Annotated in this window: 16 protein-coding genes, 1 tRNA gene and 1 pseudogene; 10 read left to right on the top strand and 8 right to left on the bottom strand. The window is 61.1% G+C overall.

The window, feature by feature from the left end; translation table 11 throughout:
* The first annotated feature begins 2 nt into the window (after window positions 1–2).
* Together ACP2AV_RS04405 and ACP2AV_RS04400 are read left to right on the top strand one after the other, a co-directional pair.
* Window positions 3–383: an ExbD/TolR family protein gene (locus ACP2AV_RS04405; protein ID WP_426371471.1), complete on the top strand. Its 381-nt coding sequence runs from the start codon at window positions 3–5 to the stop codon at window positions 381–383.
* Window positions 380–1,204: a TonB family protein gene (locus ACP2AV_RS04400; RefSeq protein WP_426371470.1), complete on the top strand. Its 825-nt coding sequence runs from the start codon at window positions 380–382 to the stop codon at window positions 1,202–1,204. The genes ACP2AV_RS04405 and ACP2AV_RS04400 overlap by 4 nt, the downstream gene beginning before the upstream one ends.
* Window positions 1,205–1,580: 376 nt before the next feature.
* On the opposite strand, the gene ACP2AV_RS04395 is transcribed toward ACP2AV_RS04400, so the two are convergent.
* Window positions 1,581–1,814: a hypothetical protein gene (locus ACP2AV_RS04395; RefSeq protein ID WP_426371469.1), complete on the bottom strand. Its 234-nt coding sequence runs from the start codon at window positions 1,812–1,814 to the stop codon at window positions 1,581–1,583.
* A tRNA-Cys gene (locus ACP2AV_RS04390) sits at window positions 1,781–1,854 on the bottom strand. The genes ACP2AV_RS04395 and ACP2AV_RS04390 overlap by 34 nt, the downstream gene beginning before the upstream one ends.
* A gap of 197 nt (window positions 1,855–2,051) precedes the next feature.
* Between ACP2AV_RS04390 and ACP2AV_RS04385 the strand changes: the two genes are divergently transcribed.
* The 4 genes from ACP2AV_RS04385 to ACP2AV_RS04370 all read left to right on the top strand — a co-directional run bounded on the left by ACP2AV_RS04385 (window position 2,052) and on the right by ACP2AV_RS04370 (window position 5,821).
* Window positions 2,052–2,705 (top strand): protein-L-isoaspartate O-methyltransferase family protein, encoded by a 654-nt coding sequence (locus ACP2AV_RS04385; RefSeq protein WP_426371468.1) that lies wholly within the window; start codon window positions 2,052–2,054, stop codon window positions 2,703–2,705.
* A gap of 49 nt (window positions 2,706–2,754) precedes the next feature.
* Entirely contained in the window at window positions 2,755–4,113 is a 1,359-nt protein-coding gene (locus tag ACP2AV_RS04380) for a TolC family outer membrane protein (RefSeq protein WP_426371467.1), read from the top strand.
* A gap of 72 nt (window positions 4,114–4,185) precedes the next feature.
* Window positions 4,186–5,049 carry a hypothetical protein gene (locus ACP2AV_RS04375; protein ID WP_426371466.1) on the top strand — a complete coding sequence of 288 codons (864 nt, stop codon included), beginning with the start codon at window positions 4,186–4,188 and terminating at the stop codon, window positions 5,047–5,049.
* Window positions 5,050–5,125: 76 nt separating this feature from the next.
* A complete protein-coding gene (locus ACP2AV_RS04370; protein WP_426371465.1) occupies window positions 5,126–5,821 on the top strand; it encodes a VIT1/CCC1 transporter family protein in 696 nt (231 codons plus the stop codon).
* A 66-nt stretch (window positions 5,822–5,887) separates the two neighbouring features.
* Here the strand turns inward: ACP2AV_RS04370 and ACP2AV_RS04365 are convergent, their stop codons facing one another.
* Window positions 5,888–6,208 carry a DUF6280 family protein gene (locus tag ACP2AV_RS04365; RefSeq protein WP_426371464.1) on the bottom strand — a complete coding sequence of 107 codons (321 nt, stop codon included), beginning with the start codon at window positions 6,206–6,208 and terminating at the stop codon, window positions 5,888–5,890.
* Between the two features lie 216 nt (window positions 6,209–6,424).
* On the opposite strand from ACP2AV_RS04365, the gene efp reads away from it, so the two are divergent.
* Window positions 6,425–6,988: an elongation factor P gene (efp, locus tag ACP2AV_RS04360; protein WP_426371463.1), complete on the top strand. Its 564-nt coding sequence runs from the start codon at window positions 6,425–6,427 to the stop codon at window positions 6,986–6,988.
* Window positions 6,989–7,012: 24 nt separating this feature from the next.
* On the opposite strand, the gene ACP2AV_RS04355 is transcribed toward efp, so the two are convergent.
* A complete protein-coding gene (locus ACP2AV_RS04355) occupies window positions 7,013–7,792 on the bottom strand; it encodes a fructosamine kinase family protein (RefSeq protein ID WP_426371462.1) in 780 nt (259 codons plus the stop codon).
* On the bottom strand, window positions 7,789–8,508 hold the full coding sequence (locus ACP2AV_RS04350; protein WP_426371461.1) for a YgfZ/GcvT domain-containing protein: 720 nt from the start codon (window positions 8,506–8,508) through the stop codon (window positions 7,789–7,791). Before ACP2AV_RS04350 ends, ACP2AV_RS04355 begins: the two co-directional genes overlap by 4 nt.
* Before the next feature lie 62 nt (window positions 8,509–8,570).
* Here ACP2AV_RS04350 and ACP2AV_RS04345 point away from each other — a divergent pair, with 62 nt between their 5' ends.
* Complete coding sequence (locus ACP2AV_RS04345) at window positions 8,571–9,254, top strand: TIGR04283 family arsenosugar biosynthesis glycosyltransferase (RefSeq protein WP_426371460.1); 684 nt, start codon at window positions 8,571–8,573, stop codon at window positions 9,252–9,254.
* Window positions 9,255–9,495: 241 nt separating this feature from the next.
* Here ACP2AV_RS04345 and ACP2AV_RS04340 read toward each other — a convergent pair.
* Window positions 9,496–11,007: pseudogene (locus tag ACP2AV_RS04340) on the bottom strand (ABC transporter ATP-binding protein); the annotation flags it as partial.
* Between the two features lies 1 nt (window position 11,008).
* The gene (locus ACP2AV_RS04335) at window positions 11,009–11,680 is read right to left on the bottom strand and encodes a fused DSP-PTPase phosphatase/NAD kinase-like protein (RefSeq protein ID WP_426371459.1); all 672 of its coding nucleotides are present in this window, start codon (window positions 11,678–11,680) and stop codon (window positions 11,009–11,011) included.
* A 143-nt stretch (window positions 11,681–11,823) separates the two neighbouring features.
* Here ACP2AV_RS04335 and ACP2AV_RS04330 point away from each other — a divergent pair, with 143 nt between their 5' ends.
* Window positions 11,824–13,017 carry a pyridoxal-phosphate-dependent aminotransferase family protein gene (locus ACP2AV_RS04330; protein ID WP_426371458.1) on the top strand — a complete coding sequence of 398 codons (1,194 nt, stop codon included), beginning with the start codon at window positions 11,824–11,826 and terminating at the stop codon, window positions 13,015–13,017.
* On the opposite strand, the gene ACP2AV_RS04325 is transcribed toward ACP2AV_RS04330, so the two are convergent.
* Window positions 13,014–14,120 carry a pyridoxal phosphate-dependent aminotransferase gene (locus ACP2AV_RS04325; protein WP_426371457.1) on the bottom strand — a complete coding sequence of 369 codons (1,107 nt, stop codon included), beginning with the start codon at window positions 14,118–14,120 and terminating at the stop codon, window positions 13,014–13,016. The genes ACP2AV_RS04330 and ACP2AV_RS04325 overlap by 4 nt on opposite strands.
* A gap of 112 nt (window positions 14,121–14,232) precedes the next feature.
* Between ACP2AV_RS04325 and ACP2AV_RS04320 the strand changes: the two genes are divergently transcribed.
* Window positions 14,233–15,024, top strand: coding sequence for a crotonase/enoyl-CoA hydratase family protein (locus ACP2AV_RS04320; RefSeq protein WP_426371456.1), 792 nt, complete (start codon window positions 14,233–14,235; stop codon window positions 15,022–15,024).
* Window positions 15,025–15,351: the final 327 nt, after the last annotated feature.

Here is a 15,351-nt window from a genome sequence, read left to right as displayed (position 1 = left end):
CGATGCGGTTTTCACGCCCTCCACGCCGCCGATTTGCGGAATCCGTCGTGCCGATGATCAACGTCGTGTTTCTTTTGCTGATCTTTTTCATGATATCAGCGCGAATTGCGCCTGCGCCGCCATTCGACCTGTCATTGCCGGTCTCGCAGAGCGAAACGGTCCTGGAAGAAGACATGACCCTCTACATATCGAGTGAGAATGTGGTGGGGTTTCGCGGAGCTGTCGGCGCAGATGCATGGGCTGCTCTCCAGACTTTGAATACACAGCAACGCCTGACGATCCGCGCCGATGCTGATTTGCCCACGCCAGAACTTGCCAAGGTTCTGGCCCGTCTTGCGGGCATTGGCCTAAAGACCGTCGATCTTGCCGTTGGACGCCCATGAAACAGGCGGTCGAATTCATCTTGTTCATGGTGGTGGCGGCGGTGGCGCATCTGGCGCTGTTTTCCAAGGCACCGGACGGGGCGGCACCTGCGTCCGGCAATGCAGGGGAAAACAGCATCTCGTTGGCGGCAAGTTCAAAGGCGCTCTCTGATTTGGTCGCAACGTGGGATCGGCCTGTCGAAGCGGCCCAACAGATTGCGGTCCTTGAGCCAGTCACGGCAACGGCAATGCAAGATCAACCGCGCACGCCATTCGCGCAATCGCAACCAGCACGCCAGGTTGCCCAGCCCTCGGTGGCGCCTATCGCTTCAGCGGTTGATGGTCTTCCAGCCATCGACATGCGTGTTCCCCAACCGTCCGCTTTGGCTGAAAAGGCATCGCCACGCCCAAAAGAAAGACCTGTTCGGCCCAGAGAAACGCGTTCTTCGCCTTCCACTCGGGCACAAACTGCAACCCGACAGACCGCTGCGGGAACAGGTCAGAAACAGTCATCCGGCAATGAAGGCGCCGCTGCGGCACCGACCAAACGGCAGTCACCAAACCCCGCTCTCATGGCGCAATGGGGCAGCAGCATTCGTTCATCGGTGGAACACCGCAAGAGGTATCCTGCCGGCACAAGAAACCGAGGAACGGTGACAGTAACGCTTGCAGTGTCCGCGTCTGGCACCTTGTCGTCTGTTGCTGTGCAAAAATCTTCTGGGGATGCGACGCTCGATCAAGCGGCTGTAACTGCGGTGCGGCGCGCGCGGTTTTCGGCTGCGCCGCGCGGGGTGTCTATGGGTGTGCATCGCTTTTCGCTGCCGATCAGGTTCGATCGCTAGGACGCAAAAAACGAACGCACTTTGCGTCATATCTGCGCTAAGATTCTAGCAGATCACGGCGCTGGAACGCTGCCTCTATTCCATCGAAGACTTCCCGCAGCGCCCGACCAACCCGTACCGTCTGTTTCACATGGCCACGGTCAGCGGCAAGACGGTGCAGATGACGGCGCTGACGCGCGCTGAAGGATTCGATTTCACGCAGGGCAAAACCGACAAGCCGCTATGAACCCCGCTTATCGACCGCCTGAAGGCCCATCACGATGGACTTGAGCGAACGAATGACACCATTGTGACCGACGCCAAGCGGCGACCAGTGAGTTACCGTATCGTTGCGGAGGAAAAACGCGACGATCGAGGTGTATTTGGCCGGATGTGATCACGAGATGGTCAAGGCTGTCACCGGCCACTCAGGCGTTGCGATGCCAAAAAAGTAATCCGGCAAAGGGAACTCGCGAAGCGCGCCCAAGGGGCGAAAAATCACATGGACCGACGCAAGACCGAAACGTGAAAGCTTCAACGGTTGTTTCAAAAACGCCAGTGAAGGAGAAGGGGGATGACGCAAGACATTGAAAATAATGGAGGCGAGTACCGGAATCGAACCGGTGTACACGGATTTGCAATCCGCTGCGTCACCACTCCGCCAACTCGCCGCCGTGGTGGTACGGCGATGCACTAATCTCTTTCTTGCGAGGTTTCAAGAGAGCAATCCAGAACCGGCGACAGTATGCGGCGGTGGCATGGAGGTGACAGTTCCACGCGTGGGATGGGGGTGCGTCGGTTGAGCAGTTGCCCGGTAGCCCTATCTATGGCAAAGGGTTTGGAGAAAATGAACAAAAGAGTTCAACACATGCCGGATTACGATATGCGCAGGACGATTATGGTCGACACGCAGGTGCGACCGTCCGATGTCACGAAGTTCCCCATCATCGATGCTATGCTAAATGTTCCGCGCGAGGATTTTGTACCTGATGCGAAGCGTGAAGCGGCCTATGTTGGCGATAGCATCCCGCTGGGTGGCGATCGGGTGCTGCTGGAACCGCGCACCTTGGCCAAGATGCTGGATGCGCTGAATATTCAACCCGACGAGTTGGTTTTGGATCTGGGCTGTGGGCTGGGCTATTCATCCGCAGTCATGTCGCGCCTGGCCGAAGCGGTGGTGGCGGTTGAATCTGACGAAGCCATGGCAGCTGACGCGCAGACCAACCTATCCGATCACGGTTACGACAATGTTGCCGTCGTGACGGGGCCCCTGGCCGAAGGGGCTGCAAAGCACGGGCCCTATGATGTGATCATCCTTCAGGGTGCGGTAGAACAAATGCCCAAGGCGTTGACCGATCAGCTGAAGGACGGCGGCCGTATTTCCGCGATTTTCACCGAAGGCGAATTGGGCACCGTCAGAATCGGGTATAATTTCGATGGCCAGGTCAACTGGCGCGATGCGTTTCACGCAAGCGCCCCGGTCCTGTCCGGTTTCGAGGCCAAAAGAGCATTCGCACTGTGACGCGGCGATTCAGCCGGATCGTCACTGCAAGACATATGAGGCAATTGTCATGAAGGTTTCGAAGTTCAAATGCATGGTAGGCGCCTTGGCTGTATCGCTCGGGCTAACCGGTGGCGCCGCGTGGGCCGAGTCCTTGGCCGATGCGCTGGCCTCGGCCTACAAGACGTCTGGCCTACTTGAGCAAAACCGCGCCTTGTTGCGCATTGCTGACGAAGACGTTGCCCAAGCGATTGCCGGGCTGCGCCCGATCGTGGGCTATTCTGCGGGTATGACCTATTCGTCGTTGACCGAAGACTGGGTCAATTCGCTGAACCTGACCGCGCAGATGACGCTGTATGATTTTGGCAAGAGCCAGTTGGCGATCGATGCGGCCAAGGAAAACGTGCTTGCTACGCGTGAACGGTTGGTCGGGGTTGAACAGGCGGTTCTGCAAAACGCAGTCACTGCCTATTTCGATGTGATCGAAGCGCAGGCCATTGTGGGGCTTCGCGCGTCCAACGTGCGATTGATTACCCAGGAATTGCGTGCGGCAGAAGACCGTTTCGAGGTGGGCGAAGTGACGCGCACGGATGTCAGCCAGGCGCAGGCACTCTTGGCGCAGGCCCGCGCAAACGAACAACTCGCGCAGGGCGATTTGGCCGCCGCGCGCGAGGCGTACAAAGCAGTGACCGGGCATTATCCGGAAAACCTGCACCGGCCTGCGCAACTGCCCGCAACGGCAACGTCGATTGATGCGGCCCGCGCTGTCGCCCGCGAACAGCATCCCAGCATCAAAGCGGCCAAACGCGATGTAACCGTAGCCGAAATCAACATCATGCGTGCGCGGGCCAGCATGCGCCCGACGCTTGGTGCCAGCGCTTCGGTGGGGCTGACCGACGACAACCCAAACGATACGATCGGGCTGAGCTTGTCAGGGCCGATCTACCAGGGCGGCAACCTGCGGTCTTTGGAGCGTGTTGCGGCGGCAAGCCGGGACGCCGCGCGCGCGAATTTGATCCAGGTGGTGCGTACGGTGGAACAATCGATCGGAACCGCTTGGTCCACCGCGCGTGTCACGACCGCCAGTATCGAGGCGACGGCCCGCCAGGTTCGCGCGGCGCGCGAAGCCTTTAGCGGCGTCCAGGAAGAGGCGACTTTGGGCGCGCGGACGACGTTGGATGTGCTCGAAGCCGAGCAAACCCTTCTGAATGCGCAGGTTTCGGCCATTCAGGCCGAGCTGGGACGCTATCGCGCGGTCTATTCCGTATTGGGGGCCATGGGGTTGTTGACGGTCGATCATCTGGGGTTGAATGTGCCACGGTATGACCCGTCGGCGTATTACAATGCGGTGAAAACTGCACCGCTGACCCGCGTATCGCCCCAAGGCGAAAAACTGGACCGGGTGCTTGAGAGCTTGGGAAAAAACTAAGATTTTCCCTATCTGTTGTGTGGGGTAATCTGGGCGGGTACTGTGTACCAATGCAGGTATGGAGAGCTGCGCATGTCGGATCCAATGTCGATGCCTGAGATCGAAGATGTCGTGTCGTCGATCCGTCGTCTTGTGTCCGAAACGGGCGCAACGAACGATGTTGCCCCCGAAGCGCGCAAGGAACCTGAGAAGTTTGTTCTGACGCCGGCATTGCGCGTACAAGACAACGAAGATGCTGTTTCCCGCAAACAGGCCGGCGGTGACTTCGCGCCCGAAGAAACCGCCCCGAACGAAACCGCTTCCGATCTGGCCAGTGACCTTGAAGATGTGTTGGCCTTGCACAATCCGGTGTCCGCGGCCGAATCAGATCGCGCTGATGACCCAGTAGAATGGGTAGACGACCGCGCAGATGATCCGTCCGATGATCAGAGCTCAGAGATCGTGGACGCCGAGATCATCGATAGTGAAGGCACCGAAGAAGCGCCGAGCAGACACAGCAGTCTGGAAGAGCGCATCGCCGAATTGGAAGCTGCGATCGGTGCGCAGGCCGGTGAATTTGAACCCGATGGCAGCGAAGAATCGGCTGGCGCGCCCCATACCGCAACGATTCTCAGTTTGTCCCGCACGGCCAGTGGAACACGATTTGATGGCCGGCACGAACCGGTCACGCGAAAATCTGCGGAAGTATTGGCCCAGGACAGCCCGCAGTTCGACGACGACTTCGCGCATCTCGATGACGACCTGTTTGGCGCCGATGATCCACTGGAAATGGAAGGCGACGATGCCGTTCTTGACGAAGACGCGTTAAAGGATCTTGTCGCACAAATCGTGCGCGAAGAACTGCAAGGCGATCTTGGCGAACGCATCACGCGCAATGTCCGCCGTCTTGTTCGCCGCGAAGTCCAACGCGCTTTGACCCTGCGCGAGCTGGACTGATTGTCGCGCCGCCCTGGCGCGGCGTTGCAAGCCAGCGTCGTGTGTCCCAGAGTGGTGGGGAACAGAGGGTTGCCCAATGCAGAGTGCACACGCAGAAGAACACAATGTCCACAAGACTGGCTGGCTGCGTGCTGCGGTTTTGGGCGCCAATGACGGGCTGATTTCAACGGCATCGATTATTGTTGGGGTGGCGGCGGCCTCGGCGGACAAATCTGAAATTCTGACAGCAGGAATCGCGGGCTTGGTTGCCGGCGCCATGTCGATGGCGGCGGGCGAATACGTGTCCGTGTCCAGCCAGTCAGACGCGGAATCGGCCGACCTTGCCCGAGAGGCACACGAGCTTGAACACAACCCCGAACCTGAACTCAGAGAGCTTGCCTCGATCTACGAAGACCGCGGCTTGACCACCGAAACGGCGTTAGAGGTGGCGCGGCAACTGACCGCGCATGATGCGCTGGGGGCGCATGCGCGGGACGAACTTGGCCTGAATGAAATCACGGCCGCGCGCCCGTTTCAGGCCGCTTGGACGTCGGCGATTACCTTTGCCGTCGGCGCCGCTGCGCCGTTGATCGTGGCAACATTTGCGCCCATCGCAGGATTTAACATCTACGTTTTTGCCGCGACGGTGGTGTTTCTGGGTGTGCTTGGCGCCGCCGGAGCCAGGGCGGGGGGCGCGCCGCTGGGGCAGGGCACTCTGCGCGTGATGTTCTGGGGTGTCGTGGCGATGGCGATCACCGCAGCGGTCGGGAAAATCTTTGGCGCCGTCGTTTAGGCTGGCGCAATGAAAAACGCGCCCGCCGTTCAGGCGAGCGCGCATCCAACCCAAATTTCTGCGCGATCAGGCGGCTTCGGCCTGCTGTGCGGCGTTCCGCCGTTCGCTTTCCTCGCGCGACAGGGCGACCGACGTGCGCACGCCTTTGCCCACGAATTCCATCAGGCCCGAGACAACCCGTTCGTTAGGATCGATCCCGGCGCAAGACAGCACTTCACGACCGTCGCGCGAACGGGCCCACCGAGCGATCTGCTCGGGCCCATTTCCATATTTCTTGTCATCGGCGATCGCATCATCCAATGCGGCCAGAACCACGGCCGCAAAAAGTTTACGTGCGCGTTGGCCTTGCTCATAATTGAACGCGGTGCTGTCAACGAAATCAGCCATGTGTGGTCCTTTTGTTTATTGCTCTTGTCTTTCTGGCGTGGCGTTCCTTATGGCAGGTCCAACGCGATTCGGATACAACGCAAATGCATGCCTGCCATGCATTTTGTGCATTCTTCGCATGTTTGCGCTACGATATCTAGTCTGCTTGCCAGGCGGTCTGACCAAAGATATAGGGTTTGCCAAATTTGCTTCAACCTATTGTCAAGGTTTTGCCACATGCCAAAAATCAACGGAAACGAGATTCGCCCCGGAAACGTGCTTGAGCATGACGGCGGCCTGTGGGCCGCGGTCAAGGTTGATCACGTCAAGCCGGGCAAGGGCGGCGCGTTCGCTCAGGTCGAACTGAAGAACCTGCGCGACGGGCGTAAACTGAACGAACGGTTTCGCAGCGCCGACAAGGTGGAACGGGTCCGGCTTGAGCAAAAGGACATGCAGTTCCTTTACGAAAGCGATGGGCTGCTGAACATCATGAACACCGAGACCTACGATCAGGTCACTATTCCTGCCGATATTCTGGGCGAGCGTCGCCCGTTTTTGCAAGATGGCATGACGATTGTCGTCGAATTCTACGAAGAAGAAGCGCTGAACGCGACGTTGCCACAGAAAGTGATCTGCAAGATCGTCGAGACGGAACCTGTTGTCAAAGGCCAGACTGCGGCGAATTCGTTCAAGCCCGCAGTGTTGGACAACGGTGTGCGTGTGATGGTGCCACCATTTGTCGGGACGGACGAAGACATCGTTGTGAACACCGAAACGATGGAATATTCCGAGCGCGCATAGGGTCGCTCTGGCCAGCCCCGGATTTTAGGTTGGCAAGAGCCGGTCAACCAGGTTTCGATAGCTGCCTCCGAACAGGGCCAGGTGCACAAGGGCCGGAAAAATCTGGTAGATCCTGCGCCTTTCCTGCCATCCGGGCTCCAACGGGCCATACCCCGCAGCCAAGGCTGGGGGCACCTCGCTGAACAAATCCAGCATGGCAAGGTCCACCTCGCCATGGCCATGGTAGCAGGCCGGGTCGATCATCATGACGCCGCGCGTTGTTGCCAGAAGATTGCCTGACCACATATCGCCGTGCAGTAGCCCGCAAGCCTGGTCAGGCAGAATGCCGCGCAAGCGCTGGCAAGCCGTGTCGATCCGTGGGGCCAGGTCCGGGAACGTTTGTGCAAATGGGCGCAGGCGCCGTTCGGCCCAGAATTCAGGCCAGTCGGAGCAGGGCGTGTTGACCACATCGACTGCGCCAAAGGCGTAATCTTCGGGCCAGCCGGATGCATCGCCTGTGGTGGCGTGCATGTCGCGCAGCGCGGCCCCTGCGGCTTCCCAGCTATCGTGTCCGCACGGCGCGTCATGCAGGAATTCAAGCAAGATCAGGTTGGGGGCTTCGTTTATCACCCTTGGCACCGGCGCCCCTGCGGCTGCCATCGCGCGCAACATGCGCGCCTCGACAGCGACATGGGGTCCCGTCTTGGCCGCGAAGACAGCCCGAGAGGTGTCCACCCGGTAAACGTCTGAAAGCGCGCCACCGGACAACGACGTGATCCGGCGACTCGCGATGCCCAGGTCTTTGAGCGCCGCCGCGATGTTCATGGCTGCACGATAGCGTCGCCTGCGCGCAATGGGCCGGTTGCCCGGTCAAAGCGCAGGTAGGCGATGGCCTGATCGCCAGACTGAGAATACAGAACGCCCGCAGGTTTGCCGTCTTGCGTAACGATGTCGGTTCCGACCGGTGCGGCGCCTTCGATTCGCACGGTGCGCAAGCCTTTCTTCAGCTCGGTCTTGTGTTTCATCCGGGCGGTAACTTCCTGTCCCACATAGCAACCTTTCTTGAAGTCGACCCCGTTCAGGCGTTCGAATCCGGCTTCCAGAATGTAGGTGTCCGGGGTCAATTCGATCCCGGTTTCGGGGATGCAATGGCGCACCCGAATGTCGGTCCAGTCCGTTCCGTCATTCCCTGATGTGTTGCCATAAAGGCGCCATCCCATCTCAGGGTGACGGGGGTCGGGCAGGGCGCCGTGTGGCGCATCGCCCGTGCCGCAGGCGACTGACAGATCCGACGGCGCAATGGCGACATCCGCACGCAGCTTGTACATGTTCAGACGCTGCAAAAGGCCCGGTGCCAAGCTGTCATCCACATCCAGCAAATAGTCGTCCGGGCGACGGACAAGGAAGAAGTCGGCCAGATATTTTCCCTGCGGCGTCAGCAAGGCCGCATAGATCAGATCGCCGCTTTTGACGTCGTTGGTGACCAGACCTTGTAGAAAATCGGCCCGATCGGCCCCTTGGATTTCAAAGATTGCGCGCATGTTCTCTTTCCTGCCTTTGCTGGTCAATATAGTCATGCGCCACGTAGTGGAAAGGACCCGTGATGCGTGCGGCACTGTCTGTCGTGATCCCGACACTGAATGCGGCGCCCGAACTGGCGGCAAACCTGCCTGCCTTGTTCGAAGGGTTGCAGGCCGGGCTGGTGCGCGAACTGGTGATCACCGACGGCGGATCAACAGACGACATTGCGAAAGTGGCCGATGGGCTTGGCGCCGAATTGATCGTGGGACCCGCCGGGCGCGGTGGCCAACTGGCGCGCGGCGTTGCGGCCAGCAAAGGCGACTGGATCATGGTGCTGCACGCCGATACGCGTCTTCCCGATGGATGGAGCGACGCGGTGTTGGATCACATTGCCAAGCAGCCGGATTTTGCTCTGGTGTTTCGACTGGCGTTCGACAGCCGCCATCCGATGGCGCGCGTCACAGCCGCATGGGCCAATGCGCGCACCCGGCTGGGTTTGCCCTATGGGGATCAGGGGCTGGTTGTCCCGCGGCACCTTTACGACGCGGTGGGGGGGTATCAGGATATTGCGCTGATGGAGGATGTTGCCCTGGCCCGGGCGCTGCGCGGCCGGATCAAGCGCAGCTCGCTTAGCGTCGAAACACGCTCAGAACGCTATCAAGCGCACGGTTGGCTGCGCCAAGGAAGCCGGAACCTCTGGCGTCTTGCCCGCTACCTTTGCGGCGCTGATCCGGCAAGGCTTTCCCGCGGTTATCAGGATCGCTGACCGTCTTGCCACCGGCGTACTGCAGCCGGTAGAGATCGGCGTAGATGCCGCCCTGAGCCAGCAGGTCGTCATGGGTGCCCTGTTCGACGACGCGGCCGTGATCCATCACCACGATCTTGTCCGCGTCGCGCACGGTGGACAGGCGATGGGCGATCACCAGTGTCGTGCGGCCTTTGGACAGCTGGTCCAGCGCTTTTTGCACCAGATCCTCGGACTGTGCGTCCAGCGCACTTGTCGCTTCATCCAGCAACAGGATCGGTTTGTCGCGCAGCAGGGCCCGCGCGATGGCCACCCTTTGCCGTTGCCCCCCGGAAAGACCGCTTCCGCGGGGCCCAGCGGGCGTGTCGAGCCCGTTCGTCAGGCGCGGCAGGAAATCCGCCACGTGGGCGGCGTCTAGCGCTTTGTCCAACGCCTCGGGGGCGGCGTCTTTGCCCATCAGGACGTTGTCGCGGATGGTTTCATCGAACATCAAGGCGTCCTGGCTGACCACCGAAAACAAACTGCGCAAATCATGCAAGTTCAACTTGTCGACCGGGACATCGCCGATCTGGATCTGCCCGCTGTCTGGATCGGCCAATCGGGTCAGCAGGCGGAAAACGGTCGATTTCCCGGCGCCCGACGCCCCCACAAGGGCCGTGGTTTTCCCGGCCTCGGCGGTCAGGGTCGCGCCGCGCAAAACCGGGGTGTCGCCATAGGCAAAGGCCACATCGCGCAGCACGACGTCGGCTTTGCTGGGATCGGCCGGGACAGGCGCGGGGGCTGCGGGGGACAGGATCGTGGGTTTGTGTTGAAAGATATCGTATAGCCGTTCAAAGCTGGACAGCGCGGCCTGCCAAACGCCCGAAATGTTGCCCAGCTTGCGCAGCGGTTCAAATATCAGCGCCATGGCCGTGACGAACGACATGAATTCGCCGACCGTGCGGGTGCCTTCGACAATCTGCAAGCCACCGTAAAAGAACACGCCCATAAAGCCCAGGCCCGCGATGATGTCCATCAGGGCGGGGATGGCCGCCTGTCCGACTTCGGATTTGACCTGTGCGTGCACGAACCCGTCCAACTCTTCGTCAAAGCGCGTGGCCTCGCGTGCCTCGGTCCCCGACAGCTTGATGGTATCGACGCCGTGGAAAATCTCGTCCAGTCGGGTGGCAATCCGTGCGGCGGCGGCGCGGGCTGTGCGGGCGGTCACGCGCACCCACCGCTGCAGGCCCATGATTGGCAGCACCAGAAGCGGCGCGCCCGCCACCGCAATCAAGGTCAGCTTCCAATCGGTCCAAAGCGCCACGCCCAAGAGCGAGGCCAGCGCCACCGTGTCGCGCCCCAAAGCCGCAAAGAGCCGGGCCCAGATTTCCGACGCCACCAAGGTGTCGCCCCGCGCCCGTTCGATCAGTGTGCCCGGTGAATTGGCCTGAAAGAACCCTGAATCCAGCGTCAGGACATGGGCGACCATATCGCGCTGCAATCCCGCAGCCACCTTTTGGCCCACGCGTTTCATCAAGACCCGGTGCAAAAAGCCCGCCACCGCTCGCACAAGGAACACCCCCATGACCGACAGGGCGATCACCACCAAGCCGCTGCGGCTGCCGGCAACCAGCACGTCGTCGAACATCGGTTGCACCAGAAAACTGAGCGCCCCGAGCATGCCCCCTTCCAGGGCCATCAGGATCAGAGACAGGACGATCACGCCAGTGTGCGGGCGCAGATAGGTGCCAAAGAGCCACTTGCGGATCTTCTTGTGGGAATACTGTGCGTTCATGTCACACGCTCCAGCGCGGCGTGAAACCATCGCGGACTGTTTCACGGTCGTAAACGGTTTCGAACCAGTCACGCAGCGCTATCCCGGTTTCGTCATGCGCCTCGATGTAGCAATCCAGCAAGTGATCCAGAATACCTGTCTTGGTCTGCTTCAAATGAACGTACCGCCGCGAAAGCATCGCCCTGGCCTTGCGCGGTGCAACGCCTTCGACGTGGATCAGGTACAGCGCCGAAGCCAGCCCGGCCCGATCGGCCCCAGACTTGCAGTGCATGACGAAGGGCTTTTCGATCGTGTCAAAGATATCCAGCAACCCAAGGTAGCGGTCCGGCTCAAGCGCGGCGCGCGCAGCCATCGGGTAGTTGATCAGCGTCAGTCCAAGGCGCGCACAGGCCTCGGCTTCGATCAGGTAATGCGGATTCTTGTTTTCGCCGCGCAGGTTCAGGACCGTCTTGATCCCGCGCCGGGCAAACCGGTCAAAGCGACGCGGAGAGGGCTGGTTCGACCGCCAGGCACCCGGTGCGATTTCGTCTTCGTTGTGCCACAGACCGCGCAGATAGGCGTGATCGACCAGATGGAAATGCACCATTGCCCGCGCGCGATCCCCAGGGGTATCGAGCGTATCGCCTTTCTGGAACCACAGGCGGCTGATCAGCGGTCGGTTTTGGCTTGGCATGGTCGCCCCGATTGAGACCGCTGGCGCGGCATTGGATGCCCATCTAATCTGTTGTGCGCGACGGGGCAAGAATGGCGCGGCAGATTGACCTCGGGCCGAAGCCGACCTAGCAATTGGTCATAAGCGGACAAGGAACGCGCCATATGCCCGATACCGGACGTCATTATCTTGCCATTCCCGGCCCGTCGGTCATGCCCGATGCTGTCTTGCAGGCCATGCACCGGCCTGCGCCGAACATCTACACTGGCGAAATTCACGATATCACAAGATCGCTTGTCCCGGACCTGTGCGCTGTGGCGCGGACCGCCGGGCACGTCGCGATGTACATCGGCAACGGGCACGCGATGTGGGAGGCGTCGCTGACCAATGTGCTGTCGCGCGGCGACAAGGTTCTTGCGCTGGTCAACGGCCGCTTTGGCGAAGGATGGGCGAATGTGGCCGACGCGCTGGGCGCGCAGGTGCAGCGCATTGATTTCGGTCTTTGCGCGGCGCCAGATCCGGCCCGGGTGCAACAGGCCCTGGCCGCCGACACCGCCCAGTCGATCAAGGCGGTCACCGTCACCCATGTCGACACAGCGACATCGGCTCTCGCGGATGTGTCGGCGATCCGGCAGGCGATGGATGCTGCCGGGCACCCGGCGCTGTTGATGGTCGATTGCGTGGCCTCGCTGGCGTGCGATCGGTTCGAAATGGATGCGTGGGGCGTTGATGTGGCCATTTCGGCCAGTCAGAAGGGGCTGATGACGCCGCCCGGAATGGGGTTCATCTTTTGCAATGACAGGGCGCGCCGGGCCGGGGCGACGGCCAACTGCCGAACGCCCTATTGGGATTGGGCGCCGCGCATCGACGCGGATGAGGTCTATCGCTACTTTGACGGCACGTCGCCGACCCATCACATTTTCGCGCTGCGCAAGGCGTTGGACATGATCCACGACGAAGGGATCGAGCAGGTCTGGGCGCGCCATGATCTGTTCGCGCGGGCCTATTGGGCCGCGTTCGATGCGTGGGGGCAGGGCGGGTCGATGCGCATCAACATGACCGATCCGGCCACACGCAGCCGGGCCGTCACCACCTTGCGGCTTGACCCGCCGCAGGGGACGGCGCTGCGCGAATGGCTGATCGACAAGGCGGGCGTGACCCTTGGTATTGGCCTGGGCATGGTCCCCCCGGGTGACCCGGCGGCCGACGGCTATTTCCGCGTCGCCCACATGGGGCATGTGAACATGAACATGGTGATGGGCGTGATCGGCGCGATGGATGCCGGGATGAAAGCGCTGGGGATCGCCCACGGCGAACGGGCCGCAGACGCAGCCGCGCAGGTGATGGCGTCCGCCTAAAGGCGCGCCGCTTCCAAAGCGTCCGGCAGCGCATCGGCGAACGCCGAAAGATCGCCCGCTGTGCCGGCAGAGACGCGAATGCACCGATCCTGCGGCGCAACGAACGGCATGCGCACAAAGATGTCCCGCGCCAACAGCTCGGTCATCACCTTGCGCGCAAAGGCGCCGTCACGGTGGCAATCGATGGCCACGAAATTCGTGGCCGACGGCAACGCGCTCAGGCCATTCGCCGCGGCAATATCGGCAAGGCGATTGCGGGCGACGGCGGTTTCGCTGACCACGTGCAGCAGCCACACTTGATCCTGCAATGCGGCCAGAACGCCGGCCTGGCTGATCCGGCACATCCCGAAGTGATTGCGCACTTTATCAAAGCTGGCGATGAGCTCTGGCGCCGCAATGCCATAGCCAACCCGCGCGCCAGCCATCCCATACGCCTTGGAGAAGGTGCGAAACCGGATCACACGGGGATCATCGGGATCGATCCGAGGCGCCGTGCCTTCGGGCGAAAATTCGATGTAGGCTTCATCCAGAACCAAAAGGCAACCGTCCGGCAATGCCTCAATCATCGCGCTGATCCGCGCCGCCGAATGCCGACTGCCCATTGGGTTGTCGGGGTTGGCCAGATAGACCAGCTTCGCGCCGACATCGGCGGCTTTTGCGATCAGCGCATCCGGATCTTCGGCATCGTCCTTGTAGGGAACGGTGATCAGTTCTGCGCCATGGCCTGTCACGTGATAGTTGAACGTCGGGTAGGCCCCCCACGAAGTCACGACCTTGTCGCCCGGCCCGGCGATCAGGCGGACCAGATACCCCAAAAGCCCGTCGATCCCTTCGCCAACAATGATATTGCGATCCGACACGCCGTGGTGGCTGGCCAGCGCATGTCGCAGATCGTGGCTCAGGGAATCGCCGTATTTCCAGACCTCGGGCGCAGTCGCTTGCATGGCTTCGATTGCCTTTGGCGATGGGCCGAAGACGTTTTCGTTCGCCCCCAGGCGCGCGGCAAAGGGGCGTCCACGTTCACGTTCCATCGTTTCGGGGCCGATGAAGGGCACAGATTGGGGCAAGGATGCGACAAGCGGTGTGTATCGAGGCGTGGTCATGCCCGCGATATGAGCGTCGACGGCGCTGCGGTGCAAGGGTTGTTTCGTTGCGTTACGCTTGGGGTGGGCGCAACCCGCGCGTAAGCTGGCGCAAAACGGCAGGAGTAACATCATGGAACACGTCGCGCTAACCATCGAAAACCACATTGCCGATCTGGCGCTGATGCGGCCAGACAAGCGAAACGCGGTCAGTTACCAGATGGTGGATGAACTGATCGGGGCTGTCGCACAAATTGACGCATCAGACGCGCGGGTCTGCGTTCTGCGCGGTGAAGGCGCAGGATTTTGCGCCGGGATGGACATCGCGAATTTCCAGAAGTTTCAAGGCGATGACGGAAAAGAGCGCACGGACCGTATCATGGCCCGCACCCATGGTGACGCGAACGCGATGCAGCAGTTTGCCTTGTGCCTGCAGGACTGCCGGGTGCCGGTGATTGCGGCCTTGCATGGCATGGCTTTTGGCGCCGGATTCCAGTTGGCGCTGGGCGCCGATATCCGAATTGCGCATCCCGAATGTCAGATGTCGGTGATGGAGCTGAAGTGGGGGCTGGTGCCCGACATGGGCGGCATGGTTTTGATGCCGCGGCTGACGCGGAGCGACGTGATCAAGCGGCTGACCTTCACGGCCGACATTTTCCCTGCCTCGAAGATGGCAGAATGGGGCTTGGTGAGCGAACTGTCCGATGATCCGCTCGCCGCCGCGCGCGCATTGGCTGAAAAGATCGCATCCAAAAGCCCGTCGGCGGTGCAAGCCGGCAAGCGTTTGATCCGGGTGGCAGAAGAGGGCGAGCGGGAAAAGGTGCTCTACGAAGAAAGCCGCGAGCAATGCGCGTTGATCGGCAATCCGCATCAGGCGGAAACCGTGATGGCATTCCTGCAAAAGCGTGAGCCGAAGTTCACATAAGACAAGAATTCGCGCCGCGCGCCGAGCAATAGGATTGACCGCGTTTTCAGATCGACAATTCGCGCCATGGCCCACTTGGGCACCGTGGATGCGCCGCGCCTCGCACGCTTGGTCCGGTACGCGCCAGCGTGGATTTTCTGGCCGCGACGCCTGCTTTGTGCAGGTCTTTGTGCAGGGTCCGCAGCCCGGCGGCGCTTGTGGACTCCAAACAGGCGGTTTCGGCGCAGGCCCTGCGGGGCTGGCATTCGATCAAACGGGCATTCGATCAAACGGGCAGGACGGGCGGGCAATTCAGCCCCTGCGGGCCGGACGGCGCTGCAGGCTGGG

The organism is Aliiroseovarius sp. PTFE2010 (assembly GCF_049943335.1).
Classification (GTDB): domain Bacteria; phylum Pseudomonadota; class Alphaproteobacteria; order Rhodobacterales; family Rhodobacteraceae; genus JBNFVY01.
The sequence above is the reverse complement of the archived record's forward strand: the minus strand, read 5'-3'. Positions and strand labels throughout refer to the sequence as shown.